Source organism: Marivirga tractuosa DSM 4126, assembly GCF_000183425.1.
Lineage (GTDB): Bacteria > Bacteroidota > Bacteroidia > Cytophagales > Cyclobacteriaceae > Marivirga > Marivirga tractuosa.
The window spans coordinates 353290-371170 of record NC_014759.1 but is presented as its reverse complement, the minus strand read 5'-3'; the positions used below and the strand labels follow the sequence as shown (position 1 = coordinate 371170).

Below are 17881 nucleotides of genomic sequence, written 5' to 3'. Positions count from 1 at the left end.
TTTTTTAATAATCAGTCATAAGACATCCAAATGTGGGGAAAGGTTGCAATGAAAAAGGAAATTTATAAAGAAACTTTCACTTATGTTTTGCTGAATAAGAACTAAATCACTATTTTTGCGCTTCAAATTTAAACAATTATACAATGCAATTGAAAAATTACGAGACGGTATTCATACTTACTCCCGTTTTATCTGATGCTCAGATGAAGGATGCTGTCGACAAGTTCAGAAAAGTCTTAGAGGACAAAAAGGCTGAAATCATCAATGTTGAACAGTGGGGCTTAAAAAAATTAGCTTACCCTATTCAGCATAAAAGCACTGGTTTCTACAACCTAATTGAATTTAAGGCAACACCTGAAGTTGTTGCTGCACTGGAGTTGGAGTATAGAAGAGACGAGAAAATCATGAGATTCTTAACAGTAGCTTTAGACAAGCATGCTATAGAATACGGAGAAAGACGCAGAAAAGGCGCATTTAATAAACCTAAAGAACAAAAAGAGGAGGTAGCGAAATGACACTTCATAACGAGCCAATTAACCAGAAAAAGCAGGATAATCAAAAGAAATATTGCCGATTCAAAAGATACGGTATCAAATATATTGATTACAAAGATCCTAACTTCTTATTGAAGTTTGTAAATGAGCAAGGTAAATTATTGCCAAGCAGAATTACAGGTACTAGTGCGAAATATCAGAAAAAAGTGGCGCAAGCTGTAAAAAGAGCAAGACACATTGCTTTATTACCTTATGTTACTGATTCATTAAAATAATTAACCCAAAAATATTTATAAAAATGGAAGTAATCTTAACACAAGATATAAATGGTTTGGGCTATAAAAATGATACAGTAAATGTTAAGCCCGGATATGGTAGAAATTATCTTATCCCACAAGGATTTGCAATAATTGCCAATAACTCAAACGCAAAAAAAATTGCTGAAAACATTCGTCAAGCTGCCCATAAAGCAGCTAAATTGAAGAATGATGCTGAAGAATTAGCTAATAAAATTGGTGATTTAACTTTGCATATTAAAACTAAAGCTGGTGAAAGCGGTAAAATATTTGGTGCAGTAACTACTGTTCAAATTGCTGATGCTTTGAAAGAAAAAGGTTTTGATATCGATAGAAAGAAAATCGCTATTTCAGGTGATATTAAGCAATTAGGAGAATATAAAGCAAATATCGACTTACATAAAGAGGTGAAGAAAGAAATTTCACTGGTTGTAGAAGCCGATTAAATAGATTTTCCTCAGAAAAAATGAAAGCCTTTTGTAGCAATACAAGAGGCTTTTTTATGCTCTTTTATTTTCCCCATAAAATGAATGGTGCCCAATAGTAAGGAGCACTATAATCAGAATTGATCAAATCCAGCTTTGCTTTTCTTAGTGAACTGGCAAAAGAGTCTTCCTCTGTTTTTAAGTTATTATCATAAAAAGATTTCATTAGCAAGGAAGTAGACTGATCAGCTACTTTCCATAATGATAAAATCAGATTGTCTGCTCCAGAATACGCAAAGGCTTGCCCTAAGCCCATTACACCTTCCCCCCTATTAATTTTACCTAAACCTGTTTCACAGGCTGATAACACCACCAATTCAGCATTAATGCTTAAACCGTAAATTTCACCTACATATAAAATCCCATCTTCATTCTGGTCATCATTCACAGAAGGTTTAAAATACACTCCTGATAGATCTGGAGCCTCCATATTGACGGTGCCATGAGTTGCTAAATGAATAAAACGATAATTTTCTAAATCTGACTTTTTGAAATTTTCTTCTGTAGCGGACTCCTTTACCATTGAATTCACAATGAATTCCTGTTCCTTGCACCAATTTGTAAAATGTTCTGCTTCTGCTTCTGAAGCTGGTAATGAAGCTATTCCTTTACCAAATTCAATGGGTGATACCAAAAGACTACTTTTTGTATACTCTTTATCTAAATCTCTTTGATGCAAATTTGCAGAGTAAGCATAATTGATTTCATAACCTTTAATTAGATAGTTCAATTCATAAAATGCCAAACCACTACTGTTTTCATTTTGAACTAATGCATCAAAGGGAATAGTCGACAATTCGCCATCAGGAACAATAACTAATTTCTTTATTTTGTCATCAATTCCTTTAGGAAATAAATATTCAAAGAGACTGTGTGATATCTGTTTAAAACTGCCCTCAAGATTGTAGACCATGGTATTTCGGTAAGCTTTTATGTATTTAATAATCTCATCTCTAAAATATATTCTCCTAAAAGTAAAATCTTCCTTAGTGATTATATATAAATATATTTCATTTGTTTTAGGTGCCATGGAATATTCAAATATTGCCTCAGCAGGACTTAGTTCGGCTTGAATATTTTTAATCTTTACTTCCTTACTTTGATGCTTCAATTCAAAATAATCGGGATATACTTCTTCTAAATCATCTATGAATTTTTGATATTCACTTTTTACCTGGAAATAGCGATCCCTTAAATAATTTAATTGCAAAGGATCAGATTTCAGTGAAATTTGATTATTCAGATAAGCCATTTTACTGGTCAGTGACTTCTCCTTGTCCAATAATTCACTTGGAATTCTAGCAAAACTTTTTGCTTCTGCTTCTACCACTGCATTAAAAAGCATTGCGGATTTTGACTTCTCTGAATAAGAAAAAGCCTTATGTAAATACTCATCTCCTATTAAGGTTACATCATCGAGTTGCAATGCAATTCGCTGTCCATCTTCAAATAATTCTGCTGACAGAATGCTTAAATCCAATAGATCTTTTTTATTACTGGTTCCAGCTCGCATAATGGCTAGTAATTCATCTGCTAAATCTATTGCATCTAATGCATAACTCAAGTGGCTCTTCTTAAGTGAATATCCGAAATAAAAGCTTTCTAATATATTGGCTTTTCTTAACAACAATACTACCTGTAAATTTAGGTTATTGACGTCATCAGCTTTAGGGTTAGCTGAAAATTGAAGTTTTTCAAAACTAAAACTATTAGCTTTTAAAGCTCTTTGAATAAATGACAGAGATTCTTCATATTCTTTTTGCTTAAGCTTTAATTCAGATAATTGCGCAAACACATTTGCCAATTCCGAATGCCGGGTACCATAATTCTGTTGATAAATTTCCTTGGCCTCATTAAAATAATCCTCAGCCAAAATTAGTTGATCTGTTTGAAGGTAGATAGCGCCAATATTAGCTTTAATAAAAGCTTCCGTAGGCAATCCTTCTTGATGATCTTCTTCCCATTTACCAAGAGCCTGATTCAATAGCCTTAAAGCATTCACATAATTCCCTTGATTAACTTCTACCAAACTAATATTAATTGAAATTTGAATTATCTTATCAAGATATTTCGTAGCATTTGTTTCATATATTTCTAAAGCTTTTTCATAGTTTCTTATAGCTTTTTTAGCCTCAGTCTGGGCATAAACCAATCCAATATTATTCAAGACATCAGCCGTATTTTCCATGCCAACATCTTCAACTTGTTCGTAATAATATAGTGATTGATGCAAATATTCTAGGGCTTGATCCGTCTTTCCTGAATTCCATAACAATAAGCCATAGTTCTTTAGATTACGCGCATATAACTCGGATTTTTCAGCGATCGAATCACTTCCCTTATCAAGCAATTGTTCTAATATCTCCTTTGCCAAGTCATTTCTGCCTTTTAAGAAATTGAGTTCCGCAATCAATGCTTTGTTCTCTAAAGTAGGCGCTAAATCCTTGACTCTTTGGATCAGTTGATCGATGTTTTGACTTCTGGACTCTTCTATAGTCCTGTGGTAGTCTTCAGAAAGTAACTGACCATTAGAATTAATTGAAATAAGAAATAGAAGAAAAAATATAGGATGCTTAAACATTATTAAAAATTATAGTTATAGCTTAAATTAATAACATGTTTTCTGGTTAAACCATCTGGGTTTACAGCTCTGTCCGTTATTTTATGACCATAGATTAACTGAATACTTGAAAATACATTGAATTTATAATTTAGTCCGGCCAATGCAGATAATGCTAAACCTCTCGTGCCATCTAATTTCACATATTCATCATTATCATTCAAAACTTGATCTCTAGTGATTCGATAGATAGGGAGTAATCCAATGTTTAGATTTAGTCTTGACATTCTAAAATTCCTTTCAAATCGCATCATGACATCAGCACCTCTTTTCAACATTCGGCTTCCATCATGTTTTCTAACATATTCCATTCCTCCTTCATACCAAGACCACTTAGCCTCAGTGGGTTCAAAAGTATTCTCATTAATATGAACAAGAGGTTGTTGATAGCCAGCAGAGATCATCCATTCCTTATTTAGAAAAGTACCGCCAGCTATAAAATCAAAAGTACCTAAGGACGTCTGATAATACATTGGCAAAACAGCTTGTCTATCTGCAGCTTGCAAGTTTGATCTATTGGTAGGTATTTTGGTGCCTAAGGTCGCCATTATAGTATATTCTGGAGTTGCATGAAGGCTTTTAGTCAAACTCAAAGAAATATCTCCCAAGCCCGAGGTAGTACCAAAATTACCATCTATCCTCATATAGGGAACCTTCACTTGAAAATCATACTGCCCAGCTATTAACAATCCAAAGTCAATTATTCCAGCACGGATAATTGGTGAAGTATTACTTTGACCCTCATATAATGTCAAACCGATAGAACGCAATTGAACAGGTACTTTTTTATTGAAATCTTGAGCTGGTTTCATAGCGCCCATTGTACAAAACCCCGCATCACTGCAACCTTGTCCAAAACCCAAATAAGGAAGTATGAGTAGAGTAATAATGATTATCGTCTTCGGATTTATTGGCATAAATAATATAATTAAAAATGCTGTTTACTCAATTAATTAAAAATGTATTAAAAACTAGGGTAATTATAAAGATTTATTTAGATAAAATGACGAGAAAATTATTATTATATTCTAACAAAGAATTACGTTCAGGATAAATTGGCAAAGATTTAGGCATTAAAAGGAAAATAACTGAATTTAAATTCATTAGATTTTTATTAATATGAATATCATACCTTACATTTACAGTTTTAGCTTTAATCTAACTTCAATAAGTTAATATATTGAATTACCTTACTACAATAATTTATATAATTTTTTAAATTTTTCTGATGAAATACTGGGGGGAGTATAAAATTAGAATAGCAAGAACAATTCTGGGTCAAGAAAGCACAATCCAGAATTTATCCTACTATCGAAATCAGTTATTTTACCATATAATACTTTACACTTTAGCATTTTCTCCGATTGCTATAATCCCAGGGATAATTGCCTCCTATCGAACAGGCTTTTATAATCTTTTACTCTTGAATATCCTCACTTTGCTAGTTTTAGTGGTGCTAGGATTTGTAAAACCTATTAAAATTGAAACAAGAAAATTGATTCTGATTGCAAACCTATTCATTATTTCATGGGCATTACTGTATAATTTAAAACTAGAAGGGCCTGGTCTAATGTATTTATTTACTGTCACTATAGTTACGTGTCTAATCTATTCCGGCAAAATAGCTTATAAATTAATTCTAATTAATTCATTTATATTAGTTCTTCTAGGTCTTAATATAGAATATCAATGGTTACAAATACCCATTACCAATAATCAAGATACAACCACTTGGTTTGGAATAGTAGTGAACCTAATTTTTCTCAGCATTATAATTGTTGCCTGCTTTGATATAATATTTAAAAAGCTGGAAAAAATAATTATACAACAGAGACAGCTCAATGAAACCATTAATCAGGACAACCAAAAAATGATTGATGCTCAAAAGGTCTTAAAAGATAAAAACGAAGAACTCAATCAATTTGCTCACACAATTTCGCATGATTTAAAGGAACCTTTGCGTTCTATGCAAGCGTTTGCGCATTTAACGATCAGTAAATACAAGGAATCCATTCCTGAAAAGGGACAAGAATTTTTGACCCATATTCAGACCGCCTCTGAGAGAATGGCTCTTCTATTAGATTCTCTTCTGGAATACTCTCAAATAGGCAAAGGAAAAGAAAAATCTGAATTTTCAGTAAAAGAAATAGTAAAAGAATTAGAAAAGGACCTCAGCCAATTGATTCAGGAAAATGGAGCTGAAATAGAACATAAAAACCTTCCTAAAATAGTAGGATATGAAATAGAATTTAAGCAATTGCTTCAGAACCTAATTGCAAATGCAATAAAATTCAAAAGAGAAGAGGAAAATATAGAGGTAAAAATCAATGCCAAAGAAAAGGATGAGCATTGGGAATTTTTAGTCTCAGACAATGGAATAGGAATTGATCCCAAACACCAAGAAAAAATATTTACGATTTTTCACAGATTACATAAGAACAGGTTTCCGGGTACTGGTCTGGGCTTAGCCAACTGTAAAAAAATAGTGGAAATACATGGTGGAAATATATGGGTTGATTCATTACCTGAAGAGGGAAGCACTTTCTATTTTACAATCAGCAAAAATTTGAAAACTGCTAAAAATGGATAAAGTGGAATACCCAGCCATGTTCGGTACTAAATTCAATAGCGGGTGCAGGTAATTTAGTTAAATTCAAAGCTTCAAGTATTCCATTCAAGAATTTCTTATTGCTTTTGAAATTTGTATAATCTATATCAGGGGATAAGAAAAATTGGCGATATCGATTAATTTCTGGTGCCCTCTCCCCTTTAATCCATGTTGGATTCTCAAATTCAGAGAGCATTCCACCTCCGCTGTAGCCAACAGCTAAATTTAACCACTTGGGAATATTAGAGGAAGGAATGATGCTACTAATATTAAAGCTTAGCCAGTAGGTTTGAGCATTGTAGTCTGTAAATAAGCTTTCCAAAGCATTTTCGCCTAATATTCTCGGGTTTATTTTTGAATAGGAAGTAGGAAAGTATGAAAATTTCAATTTAACCGGCTGATCACCAGCTAATTTTTGTTGTGATATAAAAAGTAAGGTGCCAGCAGTATTGGCATAAACATCACCCCACGAAAAGCCATAGCCTTCATAAAGGCCATCAAATATTTCAATTGGCAGTTGAAAGATAAAACCTAAACTTCCCCCAAGAAAAATAGAAGTGTTTTCATTGAATCCACTCCATTTCATCATTTCATAACCAGCCCTACTCTGGTGATAGGAAATATAAGCATGTGCAACCTTATCCATTTGCTTCCAGCCTGCATTATCATCATAAAAATGCATGGGGACACGTTCATGATCTTTGTACCACACCTCTGACAAATATAAAATTCCAGCGGTATATGAAGCAGCCGTTAAACCTGCTGAAATTCCTAGTCTCTTTTTATTGACCGACTTAACAGTGTCAACATTTTGAGCTAAAACAATATTTGAACAAAGAATAAAACAGATTAATGTGTTATAAAGATTTTTATTGAGCATTTTCTATATCAATGAAATTTCAGGTTAAGTACAAAACACTTTATTAAGATTTACTTTTTATTAAAGTTAAACTGAATCAAGATTTATTTCATTAGTCGTAAAATAGAAATAGTCTAAAAATTTCTTTGAACTATATTTCCCTAACGAACGTTTGTTTACTATATTTGAGAAATGATTACAAAGAATAAACTTAATAGAAAACAGCAAATAATAGAAAAAGCAACTCAACTTTTTCAAAAACAAGGCTATGCGGCAACTAGTATGCGTGATTTAGCAAGCTATATCGGAATTGAAGCGGCTAGTTTATATTCTCATATTAAATCAAAGGAAGAAATTTTACAAACCATCTGTTTTCAGATGGCGAATGACTTTTTTGAGTCATTAGAGAAAATTGAACTTGAAAAATCAAGTGCAGACGAAAAATTAAAGAAGGCTGTCATATCTCATGTTATAGTATTAACAAAAGATAGTGCAGCCAGTGCAGTGTTCTTTTCGGAATGGAGACATTTAAGTGAATCTTATTTAAAGGACTTTTTGTCTATGCGCAATAATTACGAAAATAAGTTTATACAAATATTAATAGATGGCTATAAGGAAGGAGTCTTTAAAAAGATGGATGCAAAATTTACTGTTTTAGCATTGCTTTCTTCCATCAATTGGATGCCTTCATGGTATAAACCTGAAGGTAAATTAAGTCCAGAGGAAATAGCTGAAAATGTAACAGATGTTTTTATTAATGGACTTAAAATACGATCTTAAATAGAGCCTATTTGGCAATAATATAATACGAGTAATTGTAGTTTGTAGTTGATTTTCAGTACAAATGACAATTTTTTGCGTAGTGTAACTTTAGAAATTATAAAATAAAAAATTATGTACGGAGGCGGACAAGTATTTGAATCTTCATCAGTAAACAATGAATTATTGAAAGATGAAGACCCACAAAAATTAGCAGAATTTGAGGCTCGCATTGCAAGAGGTGAAAAAATTGAACCTAATGATTGGATGCCTAAGCTCTACAGAAAGCAATTGATTAGAATGATTGAGCAACATGGTCATTCTGAAATAATTGGTGCTTTACCAGAAGGTACTTGGATCACCAGAGCTCCTGGCTTCAAAAGAAAATTAGCCTTAATGGCAAAAGTGCAGGACGAAGTTGGTCATGCTCAATTGCTATATGGTGCTGCCGAAACATTAGGCAAGAGCCGTGAGCAAATGATCGAAGATTTGATTACTGGGAAATCCAAGTATTCTAATATCTTCAACTATCCTACCTTCACCTGGGCTGATTCATGTTTTATTTCGTGGTTAGTAGATGCTGGAGCGATTGTAAATCAATTAGCAAATGCTAGAGGTAGCTATGGGCCTTATTGCCGTGCACTTGATAGAATTTGTGCAGAAGAATCATTCCACCTAAAGTATGGACACCACTGCGTTATTCACTTGGCTACAGGAACACCAAAGCAAAGAGAAATGATGCAGGAAGCTGTTGACAGATGGTGGGCACCTATGATGCATTTCTTTGGTCCTTCTGATAAAATGTCAACTCACACTCAAATTTTAACCAAATGGAAAGTGAAGATGGCAACCAATGACGAATGTCGTCAGCAATTCTTAGATATGTATGTTCCTAAGATCTGGGAATTAGGTTTGACTATTCCTGATGAGAACTTGAAAAAGAATTCTGAAACAGGTGAATGGGAATTTACAGAACCGGATTGGGATGAATTCAAAAGAGTTATTAATGGTGATGGGCCTTGTAATAAGGAGCGATTGGCAGTTAGAAGAACGGCAGAAGAAAGAGGTGCCTGGGTTAGAAGAGCATTAACTGCTAAAACGAAAGGTGAAGAATACGTAGCACCGCTGGCTTAATTACGAATTAGGAATTGGTCAATTACGAATGACCGTATAATTCTACAATTCCAAATTATAAGAAAATAAAAACGTCTGAATATGAGCAATATTGAAGCATTGATCACTAGATTCGAGAAGCATAAAAATGTTACTGATGCCAAATTTCAATTCATTTTGGATAGACAAAAGGATATGGAATCTGTGATGCTAGAACTAAAAGAGGAAAGCTCAGATTTTTATGGTTTTGTAGCTGAATCATTGAGAGAGATTGATAATGAAATCAAATCAATAAAAGATAAAATTAAAGATTTATAAAAAAATGTCTGATTTTTTAAACTCATTAGATCCTAGGATCAACAGATTGAATATACCTGCTGAATTTGGTACTACTTTCCCTTCAAAGGAAAACAAAGATCAATTCGTGACTTTTGAGGTATTTGTTCAGCCTAAGGAAAACAAAGCTTATCAGCATGAGGGAATAGTTCACGCACCCACTATCGACATGGCATTTTTATTTGCCAAAGAGCAATTCAGTCGTAGAGGAATGAGCTGTTCTGGTGTTTGGGTAGTGAACACCAATAATGTGAAAGTATCCCCTATTACGGAGAACGATGAAGACATCTATGATTTCATTCATGAGGAAATAATGGAAGGGGCTGAAAAAGGTAATTCAGAAAATTATGAGATATTCCACTTGAAAAAAAGAGGAAAGCAACATTCTCATGTCGGCAGTTTAGAAGCCACATGCTATGAGGAAGCACTTTTTAAAGCTAAAAACCAATTCCAAGAAGAAAAATCAATATTGAATATTTGGGTAGCAAAGACAGAAGATTTCCTGAAAATTGAAGGTCAGGAATTTGCTGATATTTGGGAAACGCTTCCTGAGAAAAAATATCGTGACGCTATGGACTACAAGGCAACCGATAAAATCAAGAAATTTAAAGCAGAACAAAACGCATAAGCCATGACTGAAGAAGCATTAAAAGATTTATTATATAAAATAGCAGATGATTTATTGATCTTAGGTCACAGAAATTCTGAGTGGACTGGAGTTGGCCCTCTATTGGAAGAAGATATTGCTTTCTCTTCCATGGCTCAAGATAAAGTGGGACAAAGTTTATCGTTCTACAATTTGCTACATGAATTAGGTGAGCAAGATCCCGACACCGTTGCTTTTACAAGAAATGCAGAGCAATTTCATAACAGTCAGTTTGTGGAGTTACCAATTGGTGAATATGATTTCAGCTTAATCCGCCATTTCTTATTTGATCATGCCGACTACATCAGATTTAGCATGTTGGCAGATTGCCCGATTGAGGAAGTCGCCCAAGTTGCTAGGAAACTGAAAGGTGAAATTAAATACCATGTAATGCATGCTAATACATGGATAAAGCAATTAGCAACAGCTAATGAAGAAGCTCACGAAAGGCTACAGAATAGCTTAAATCAAGCTTTACCATATGCTTTAGGCGTATTTGAACCTTCTAAATTCGAAAAGGAAATTATTGATGCTGGAGTTTATCCTGGTGAAAAAGCTATTGAAGAGCAGTGGAAAGAAAATATTGCAATAGTATTAGAGCAAGCTGGTTTAAATTTGCCTGAATGGAATGCTGTTAAACCTGTTTATGGTGGCCGATACGGAAAACATACTGAACACCTTCAACCATTGGTGGAAGAGATGAGTGAGGTATTTAGAGTTGATCCGTCAGCAGATTGGTAGTCAATTTAAGCATTGATAAGGCTAAAATTTGAATTAAAAACTATTTGAGAAATGACGTTAACTGAGGATAAAATATTAGAATTGTTGAAAGAGGTGAAAGATCCTGAGATCCCTGTTATTTCATTAGTAGATTTAGGGGTCATAACGGGTATTGAAATCAATGAAGATCATGTCACAGTCAATATGACCCCTACATTTATTGGATGCCCTGCAATGGATTATATGAAGCAAGATGTGGTTGATGTACTCAATAAAAATGGAATTGAAAACCACACTGTCAATCTAAATTTAAAAACCACTTGGAGTTCCGATTTGATTTCAGATGAAGGTAAAAGAGCTCTAAAGAAATTCGGATTGGCCCCTCCCCCAGTTCATAATAATGTGATAGAGGATTTAGATATCATTGAACATGCTGAATGCCCAAATTGCGATAGCACCAACACTACTTTAAAATCTCCTTTTGGTCCTACGCTTTGTAGGTCATTGCATCACTGTAATAATTGCGGTGAAGCTTTCGAGAGCTTCAAGCCTATTTAATTGATCTATTGACCCTGTTGATTTATCATTCTAATTTGTTTAAGTAACAGAGAAAAAATCTATTAGTATTTTAAATCAAATCTCATTTTGCAACTACTCTCAGAGACGTCACAGTCTCCAATTATAACTTGAGATCCAAAACCTTTACAATTCGTGGCTTAGAAGAGCAGCTATTTATTAAAAAAGGAAAACTTGATCACTTGAAAAAGATATTTTGTAAAATTCATCTTATACCTACCTATTAAAGATCAAGCATTAGAAAGATATAGTTACCCAAGAAGTTATTAAAACTCTTCTTTAATTTTTATTCTCTGTACAACTACAGCTTAAATTATTTATATTTTACTAAGAAAATATAGTATATTTAAAGCTATATGAAAGATAAAATACTATCTAAGATTACTCTATTACCTAAAACTCTGAGGTCAAGTAATATTAAATTCTTGATTTCATTTCCTGTTTTGTTCTTCCATTTGTGTGCAATAGCTCAAACAATGCCAATTAAGGATTCCACAAAATCTGTCCTTAAGTTGAGCAAGATCTATTCTAAAAAAGCCACTTGGTATCAAAATTTGGATCATTTTAATGTAGATAGTTCGCTACATTATATAGATAAAGCTATTACAATTTTGGACAATGAAAATCCTACTCATCAAAATGAGATAGAAAATTTACAATTCATAAAAAAGGACATTGATCATAAACTTTCCACTGAGCAAGTTTCTGGTTTGAGTAGAACCTACCAGGACAAGGCTTTATGGTTTAGAAGAATGCCTCACTTTAACAGAGACAGTACTGTGTTTTATTTTGATCTGGCTGCACTCCTACTCCAACAAAGCAAGCCTCTTCAATATGACCTTTTGGCTGAGTTATATGTAGATATAACTGATAGAGCCAATAGATCTCATAACTTTAATATTGTAGATTCATTGGCACCCATCGGCTGGGCTTATTACGAAAAAATTCCCGAAAGCAGGAAAGATAAGATTGTGGGTTACAATTTACTGATTAACTGGGCTTTAATTAAAATTATCAGAGGAGAACCAAAACCTGGGCTGGAGCTTTTTGTCAAAGCCCAGGACTTGCTTAATGATGATCCCCGACCTGAAATTCAGCTTAAAACAATGAAGGATAAGGGGAGGTTTTATTATCAGAATGGTTTGCCTGAGGAAAAAGAATTGGGAGCCAAATATCTCAAGGAGAGTATGGAGGGCTACCAAAAATCAGATTATCCGGAAAAAAATGAAGCGCTTATCCTCTGTTACAAACTTTTATCATACCATTTCGAAGATCTTTCAAAACCTGATTCAAGCGACTATTATTTATATAAAATACAAGAGCTATTACCTCAGATCACTAATCCCTTTCATCATAGCTGGTTTTATTATTCCATGGGCAGCAAACTTATCGACAAGGAAAAATATGAACAGGCTAAACCTTACTTATATAAAACTATCAAATTGCTAAAGGAGAATAACCTACGTACTATTGATGTTTATCAATTTGCGCATTCCCGTTTAGGAGATATTGCTAAGGCAGAAGGAAGGTATGACGAAGCCATAACCTATTATGAACAAGCGAGGAATTCCTCCATTGAAATCAACACCAAAGCTAATACAGCCTACTTCATGAATAAATTGTATCAAGTGCATGAGCTTCGCGGAGATTATAAAAAAGCACTCGACAACTATAAAGAGTGGTCAGAGGCTAACAATGTTATTGAAGTAGAAAGAAATGAAAGAAGCCTTAGGGAAAATGAATTAAAGCTCAACGTGCTAAAGCAAGACAAGGAGCTTGCTTCTAATCAACAGCAGCAAAGTATTTATATAGCGGCATTAGCTATTGGTACACTTTTGCTAGGACTGCTTTATCGTAATTATAGGCTAAAACACAGGAGTAATCACAAACTAAAAAAATTAAATGATGAGCTAGCCGATAAAAATATATTGCTGGATAAGCGCAATGCGGAAAACGAACTATTGCTCAAAGAAATACACCATCGTGTGAAGAACAATTTGGAACTTGTCAAGAGTTTAATTGCACTTCAGTCAGCTCAGATAGACGATCCTGCTACTAAAGAGGCCATGATGGCAAGTCAGAACAGGGTGCAATCAATGGGTATTATTCACCAAAAGCTATACCAAGGAACAAATCTAGGGAGCATAGAAATGAAGGATTACTTTCTAAATCTTGGTGAAGGTATTTTGGACACTTTTAATGCCGAGGAAAAAGTGAAAATAGAGTGCGCAATGGATAATTTGGAACTGGATGTAGACACTGCGGTTCCTATTGGTCTAATTGTAAATGAGCTGTTGACCAATGCCTTGAAGTATGCATTTCCTAAAAACGAACAAGGTACTATCCATATTAGTTTAGAAAAAACTGACAACAATTCCTTGAAATTGAAAATAAAGGATAACGGAGTAGGTAAAGTAATGGGACTAGCCCCTAAAGGGACTGGTTTCGGTTCGCAGTTGGTGCAATTATTAACGCAGCAACTTAATGGACAAATGAAAGAGCATATTGATAAAGGAACCCATATTGAATTTGATTTCTTAATGAAGAAAAGTGCATAAATGAGCGACAAACTGAAAATATTAATAGTTGAAGATGAAATGCTTATTGGAGCCAATATATCTTTACAATTAAATGAATTAGGATATGAAGTTACTGGACTAGTGCCCAGAGGCGAAGACGCACTGAAACATATTGAGAATCAGCTTCCTGATATCATGTTGCTGGATATAAATCTTAAGGGGGATTTAGATGGTATTGAAACCGCCATTGAGATGCAAAAAAAACATAATATTCCTATTATTTACTTGACCGCTAATACTGATGATGCACATTTTAACCGAGCTAAAGAAACGAAGCCATACGGTTTTATATCAAAGCCTTTCAAGAAATTAGATTTACAACGCACTATTGAGTTGACAATAAACCAAATGGATTCGAAAGGCAAAAAAAGTGCTGAGATCGAATCTCAAAACAACAACTCTTTCTTATTAAGTGACTGTATTTTTGTAAGGCATTTAAATTCAATGATAAAAGTAGATATTAAAGACATCCTATACATTGAAGCTGAGCGCAATTATTGCCGTATTTTTTCAAATAGTAAAGAATATTTGGTAGTCATGTCACTAAAGGAAATGGACGATAAGCTTCCTTCTAAGCACTTTCTACGAACCCACCGTTCTTATATCATCAACTTATCGCAAATTAAAGAGATAGCCGCTACTCATGTAGTAATTGGCAATAAGGCGCTACCTGTAACCAAATCACTGAAGGAAGAGCTTTTAAAGCGTATACAAACTATTTAATTCCTCCGGACAGAAAACCACTCCTTTCGGACACTAAATAAGGGTGTTCGTCCTTGATCGGTTTCATTAATAATTAAAGATCAGTTATTTAGCTTCTAAACAATAGCATTATAAGCTGTACCGATTTAGTTATTTTTAGATTAGGTGTAAAAGAGGGCGTTTTCGAAAGTTAGCCCCTCTTTTTATTTAATGAATTAACCACCTGGGACAAACCTTATACTCTTTTCGCCACAACCACAGATAAATGAAAATAATCATCCTAAACCACCATTAATACAGATGAAAACAACTTCAGCTACTTCGCTAACTCCACTTCAACCCACCGACCGCATACATTCCTTAGATATTATGCGAGGTATTGTCCTTTTTGGAATATTGCTAATGAACATTCATATGATGGGCTTAGCAAATGCTTACAGTGATCCATCAGTTTCTGGGGGCTCAACAGGCTGGAACCTCTACACCTGGATGGTGACTAATATGCTCTTTGAGGGGACTATGAGGGCTCTATTTTCCTTACTATTTGGCGTAGGCATGTTCATACTGCTGGATAGATTAGAAAAAAAGGGCGCTGGTCTAAAAGCTGCAGATATCTATTTTAGACGCTTACTATGGCTGCTGATTTTTGGTTTGATCCATGGATATTTACTGCTTTGGACAGGAGAGATATTATACAACTATGCACTCATGGGTTTTCTGGTATACTCATTCCGGCATATGTCTCCTAAAAAATTGATAGGTATTGCCATTCTTTTAATGGCATTTGGCTCAGCATGGAGTTATTTAGACTATAATAAGGATGTGAGATTCATGGCCAATGTGGAGCAAGTAAATCAGTATAAGACTGAAGGCAAAGCGCTCACAGACGAACTGAAAGAAGCTTCTCTCAAATGGGATCAAATCCAGTCAAAAAGAAGTCCTGAAGCTGTAGAGAAATTCAATAGTAATATGCGAAAAGGATATTTTGATCTAGTTGCATTCTTGGCACCTATCAACCGAGATTATAATCAGCATGACCCTTACCGATGGGATGTCTGGGATGTGTTGAGCATGATGTTGATTGGCATAGCGCTTTTTAAATTGAAAATCCTATCTGCTGGAAAGTCGTATCTTTTTTATGCCATGATGGTGTTTTTCGGCTATTTGATAGGCTTAAGTGTCAATTACTACGAGACTATGCATATTGTGGACCAGGATTTTTCACTGCTAAGTTTCTCTAAAACGAATATAACCTATGATTTAGGACGCGTTCCAACTGCTATTGGCCATATCGGATTAATACTGATATTTTGTAAACTCCCAATATTAAAGTGGTTAAAAAGTGCACTTTCTTCTGTAGGCAAAATGGCCTTGACTAATTACGTGATGCATTCTATTTTTGCCATGATCATATTCACTGGTGTAGGTCTGGGTCTCTTCGGAACCTTCTCGAGGCATGAGCTACTCTACATCGTTTTTGCGATTTGGATTTTTCAATTGATTGTTAGCCCGATTTGGCTTAAATATTTTCATTTCGGACCGCTGGAATGGATCTGGAGAAATTTGAGCTATCAGAAAAAACATCGAATTAAAAAAGATCCACAATCATGACCTTAATTAAATCAAAAAATAAAGTCCATTGACATCTAAAGAGGTGTTGTGATGGTGATTATGGAACTTCGATTTTCAGTATTGTTTATATGGTAGTACTTGTATTATTGATATTTCCAGCATTTCAAGTATTCCTGTTATTGCACACATTTTAGGTATTCGATCTGAACTCACTAGTATGATCAGTAGTAAATATTTTTTCATATCGCCTTGTTAATAAATAAAATAATAGGGTTGATCTATTCAAATTATCGCTAAACTTGCTTTAATAGGATTTTTGTTGACTTTATTGCCTAAGGAAGCCACCAAAAACATAAAGCCAAAAACCAGCCCGATAAAAAGTGGTTGAATTCTTTTATAGCCCATGGTATTCGTTAAATATATACATAGATCTATAATCTATAAAAACCTCAAATTCAACATAGCTATCTTCGGCTGCCTCTACGATATCCAATACCCTCAAATAAATTACTGGATTGCTAATATCCGCATCAATTGTAAATCTTATAAAATCATGCCTAATAAAAAAAACATCTCTCACTTCCACTGAAGAGGCAATTTTATAGTAACGTATATTCTCTTGGTCCTGATTATCAAAGGTGAAACGTCTTTCTAAATTATAGTTATTTAATTCCACTAGTCCGCTTGTACTCCCGAAACTGTTAAGATTGCCGAAAGCAGGTACAAAGAATTTTCCTTCAGGATTAGCCTCAGGTAAATAACTCATATTATATATGGTGGGCAGTTCCAAAAATCTGGATTCTTCATAATCGGTTCCCTGAAAACATTGATTATCCAAAACACAGGGGGTGTTAAGGTATTCCTGAGTGTACAAATTAAATCCTATACCAGTTGGGTCATCAAAAGGCTTACCTACGTAATTATTATACAACTTAAAGGTGTAATTTGTGTCTCCTACATTATTGGGAAATTTAAAATAAAAATCACGGTCAGCTGGCTCTAAACTAACTCCTTCCGAATTAGAAGCTTGTAGTTCATATTGAATGGATACGTTTACACGCGTGGAACTTACAATTTTGATTTGGTAATCGGGAATTATAAATTGCACTTCTATCAATGAATCAAATTCATTAGTGAATTTTCTATTGATGGGAATTTCCTTAGTAAAGACTTCTTCTACCTTACTCATTTCCACGGTATCTAAAGAGGACAAATATTCACTAGATTCATAGATATCCTTCATCCGCAATTTTATACTTCCTAGGGTACTCTCATAATTGGTTCTCCCATAAATTTCAAAAGTAAGTGTAACAGTATCTCCAGGGAAAAGACTGTTATCTGCGAATACTTCCTTATTCTTAATCGTATATGTAGCTGACGAAATCCCAGCACTTGTCAAATCTGGTTCTATGTAATCATTACAAGAAATAAGTAATACAGCAATTACTGCAAGCAGTAGTAAATTTTTTTTCATCTATTTATCATTATAGTGTTGATCATGACATTTTCATTTTAG

Annotated in this window: 17 protein-coding genes; 13 read left to right on the top strand and 4 right to left on the bottom strand. The window is 34.1% G+C overall.

Going from position 1 to position 17881, the window contains the following annotated elements:
- Positions 1-143: 143 nt before the first annotated feature.
- From rpsF to rplI, 3 genes are read left to right on the top strand one after another with little or no spacing between them, the layout of a single operon-like run.
- On the top strand, positions 144-515 hold the full coding sequence (gene rpsF / locus FTRAC_RS01415) for a 30S ribosomal protein S6 (protein ID WP_013452440.1): 372 nt from the start codon (positions 144-146) through the stop codon (positions 513-515).
- A complete protein-coding gene (gene rpsR / locus FTRAC_RS01410) occupies positions 512-769 on the top strand; it encodes a 30S ribosomal protein S18 (protein ID WP_013452439.1) in 258 nt (85 codons plus the stop codon). The genes rpsF and rpsR overlap by 4 nt, the downstream gene beginning before the upstream one ends.
- A gap of 23 nt (positions 770-792) precedes the next feature.
- Positions 793-1236 (top strand): 50S ribosomal protein L9, encoded by a 444-nt coding sequence (gene rplI, locus FTRAC_RS01405; protein WP_013452438.1) that lies wholly within the window; start codon positions 793-795, stop codon positions 1234-1236.
- A gap of 64 nt (positions 1237-1300) precedes the next feature.
- On the opposite strand, the gene FTRAC_RS01400 is transcribed toward rplI, so the two are convergent.
- Both FTRAC_RS01400 and FTRAC_RS01395 read right to left on the bottom strand, forming a co-directional pair.
- On the bottom strand, positions 1301-3856 hold the full coding sequence (locus FTRAC_RS01400; RefSeq protein WP_013452437.1) for a CHAT domain-containing protein: 2556 nt from the start codon (positions 3854-3856) through the stop codon (positions 1301-1303).
- Between the two features lie 2 nt (positions 3857-3858).
- Positions 3859-4812, bottom strand: a complete 954-nt coding sequence (locus tag FTRAC_RS01395; protein ID WP_013452436.1) for a transporter family protein — start codon at positions 4810-4812, stop codon at positions 3859-3861.
- A 311-nt stretch (positions 4813-5123) separates the two neighbouring features.
- Between FTRAC_RS01395 and FTRAC_RS19050 the strand changes: the two genes are divergently transcribed.
- Positions 5124-6485, top strand: coding sequence for a sensor histidine kinase (locus FTRAC_RS19050; protein WP_013452434.1), 1362 nt, complete (start codon positions 5124-5126; stop codon positions 6483-6485).
- Here FTRAC_RS19050 and FTRAC_RS01385 read toward each other — a convergent pair.
- Positions 6472-7383, bottom strand: a complete 912-nt coding sequence (locus tag FTRAC_RS01385) for a DUF2279 domain-containing protein (protein ID WP_013452433.1) — start codon at positions 7381-7383, stop codon at positions 6472-6474. The two genes, FTRAC_RS19050 and FTRAC_RS01385, sit on opposite strands and share 14 nt — an antisense overlap.
- A gap of 171 nt (positions 7384-7554) precedes the next feature.
- Here FTRAC_RS01385 and FTRAC_RS01380 point away from each other — a divergent pair, with 171 nt between their 5' ends.
- The 9 genes from FTRAC_RS01380 to FTRAC_RS01340 all read left to right on the top strand — a co-directional run bounded on the left by FTRAC_RS01380 (position 7555) and on the right by FTRAC_RS01340 (position 16404).
- Positions 7555-8142: a TetR/AcrR family transcriptional regulator gene (locus FTRAC_RS01380; RefSeq protein ID WP_013452432.1), complete on the top strand. Its 588-nt coding sequence runs from the start codon at positions 7555-7557 to the stop codon at positions 8140-8142.
- A 114-nt stretch (positions 8143-8256) separates the two neighbouring features.
- The gene (paaA, locus tag FTRAC_RS01375) at positions 8257-9255 is read left to right on the top strand and encodes a 1,2-phenylacetyl-CoA epoxidase subunit PaaA (RefSeq protein ID WP_013452431.1); all 999 of its coding nucleotides are present in this window, start codon (positions 8257-8259) and stop codon (positions 9253-9255) included.
- An 81-nt stretch (positions 9256-9336) separates the two neighbouring features.
- Positions 9337-9552: a hypothetical protein gene (locus FTRAC_RS01370; RefSeq protein WP_013452430.1), complete on the top strand. Its 216-nt coding sequence runs from the start codon at positions 9337-9339 to the stop codon at positions 9550-9552.
- Positions 9553-9556: 4 nt separating this feature from the next.
- Positions 9557-10198: a phenylacetic acid degradation b gene (locus tag FTRAC_RS01365; protein WP_013452429.1), complete on the top strand. Its 642-nt coding sequence runs from the start codon at positions 9557-9559 to the stop codon at positions 10196-10198.
- 3 nt (positions 10199-10201) lie between these two features.
- On the top strand, positions 10202-10957 hold the full coding sequence (paaC, locus tag FTRAC_RS01360; RefSeq protein ID WP_013452428.1) for a 1,2-phenylacetyl-CoA epoxidase subunit PaaC: 756 nt from the start codon (positions 10202-10204) through the stop codon (positions 10955-10957).
- Between the two features lie 51 nt (positions 10958-11008).
- The gene (gene paaD, locus FTRAC_RS01355) at positions 11009-11494 is read left to right on the top strand and encodes a 1,2-phenylacetyl-CoA epoxidase subunit PaaD (protein ID WP_013452427.1); all 486 of its coding nucleotides are present in this window, start codon (positions 11009-11011) and stop codon (positions 11492-11494) included.
- Positions 11495-12024: 530 nt separating this feature from the next.
- Positions 12025-14070, top strand: coding sequence for a tetratricopeptide repeat-containing sensor histidine kinase (locus FTRAC_RS19045; RefSeq protein ID WP_245546011.1), 2046 nt, complete (start codon positions 12025-12027; stop codon positions 14068-14070).
- Entirely contained in the window at positions 14071-14814 is a 744-nt protein-coding gene (locus FTRAC_RS01345; RefSeq protein WP_013452425.1) for a LytR/AlgR family response regulator transcription factor, read from the top strand. It abuts the gene before it with no gap.
- A 279-nt stretch (positions 14815-15093) separates the two neighbouring features.
- A complete protein-coding gene (locus FTRAC_RS01340; protein WP_013452424.1) occupies positions 15094-16404 on the top strand; it encodes a DUF418 domain-containing protein in 1311 nt (436 codons plus the stop codon).
- A 355-nt stretch (positions 16405-16759) separates the two neighbouring features.
- On the opposite strand, the gene FTRAC_RS01335 is transcribed toward FTRAC_RS01340, so the two are convergent.
- Positions 16760-17839, bottom strand: coding sequence for a hypothetical protein (locus FTRAC_RS01335; RefSeq protein ID WP_013452422.1), 1080 nt, complete (start codon positions 17837-17839; stop codon positions 16760-16762).
- Between the last annotated feature and the right edge of the window lie 42 nt (positions 17840-17881).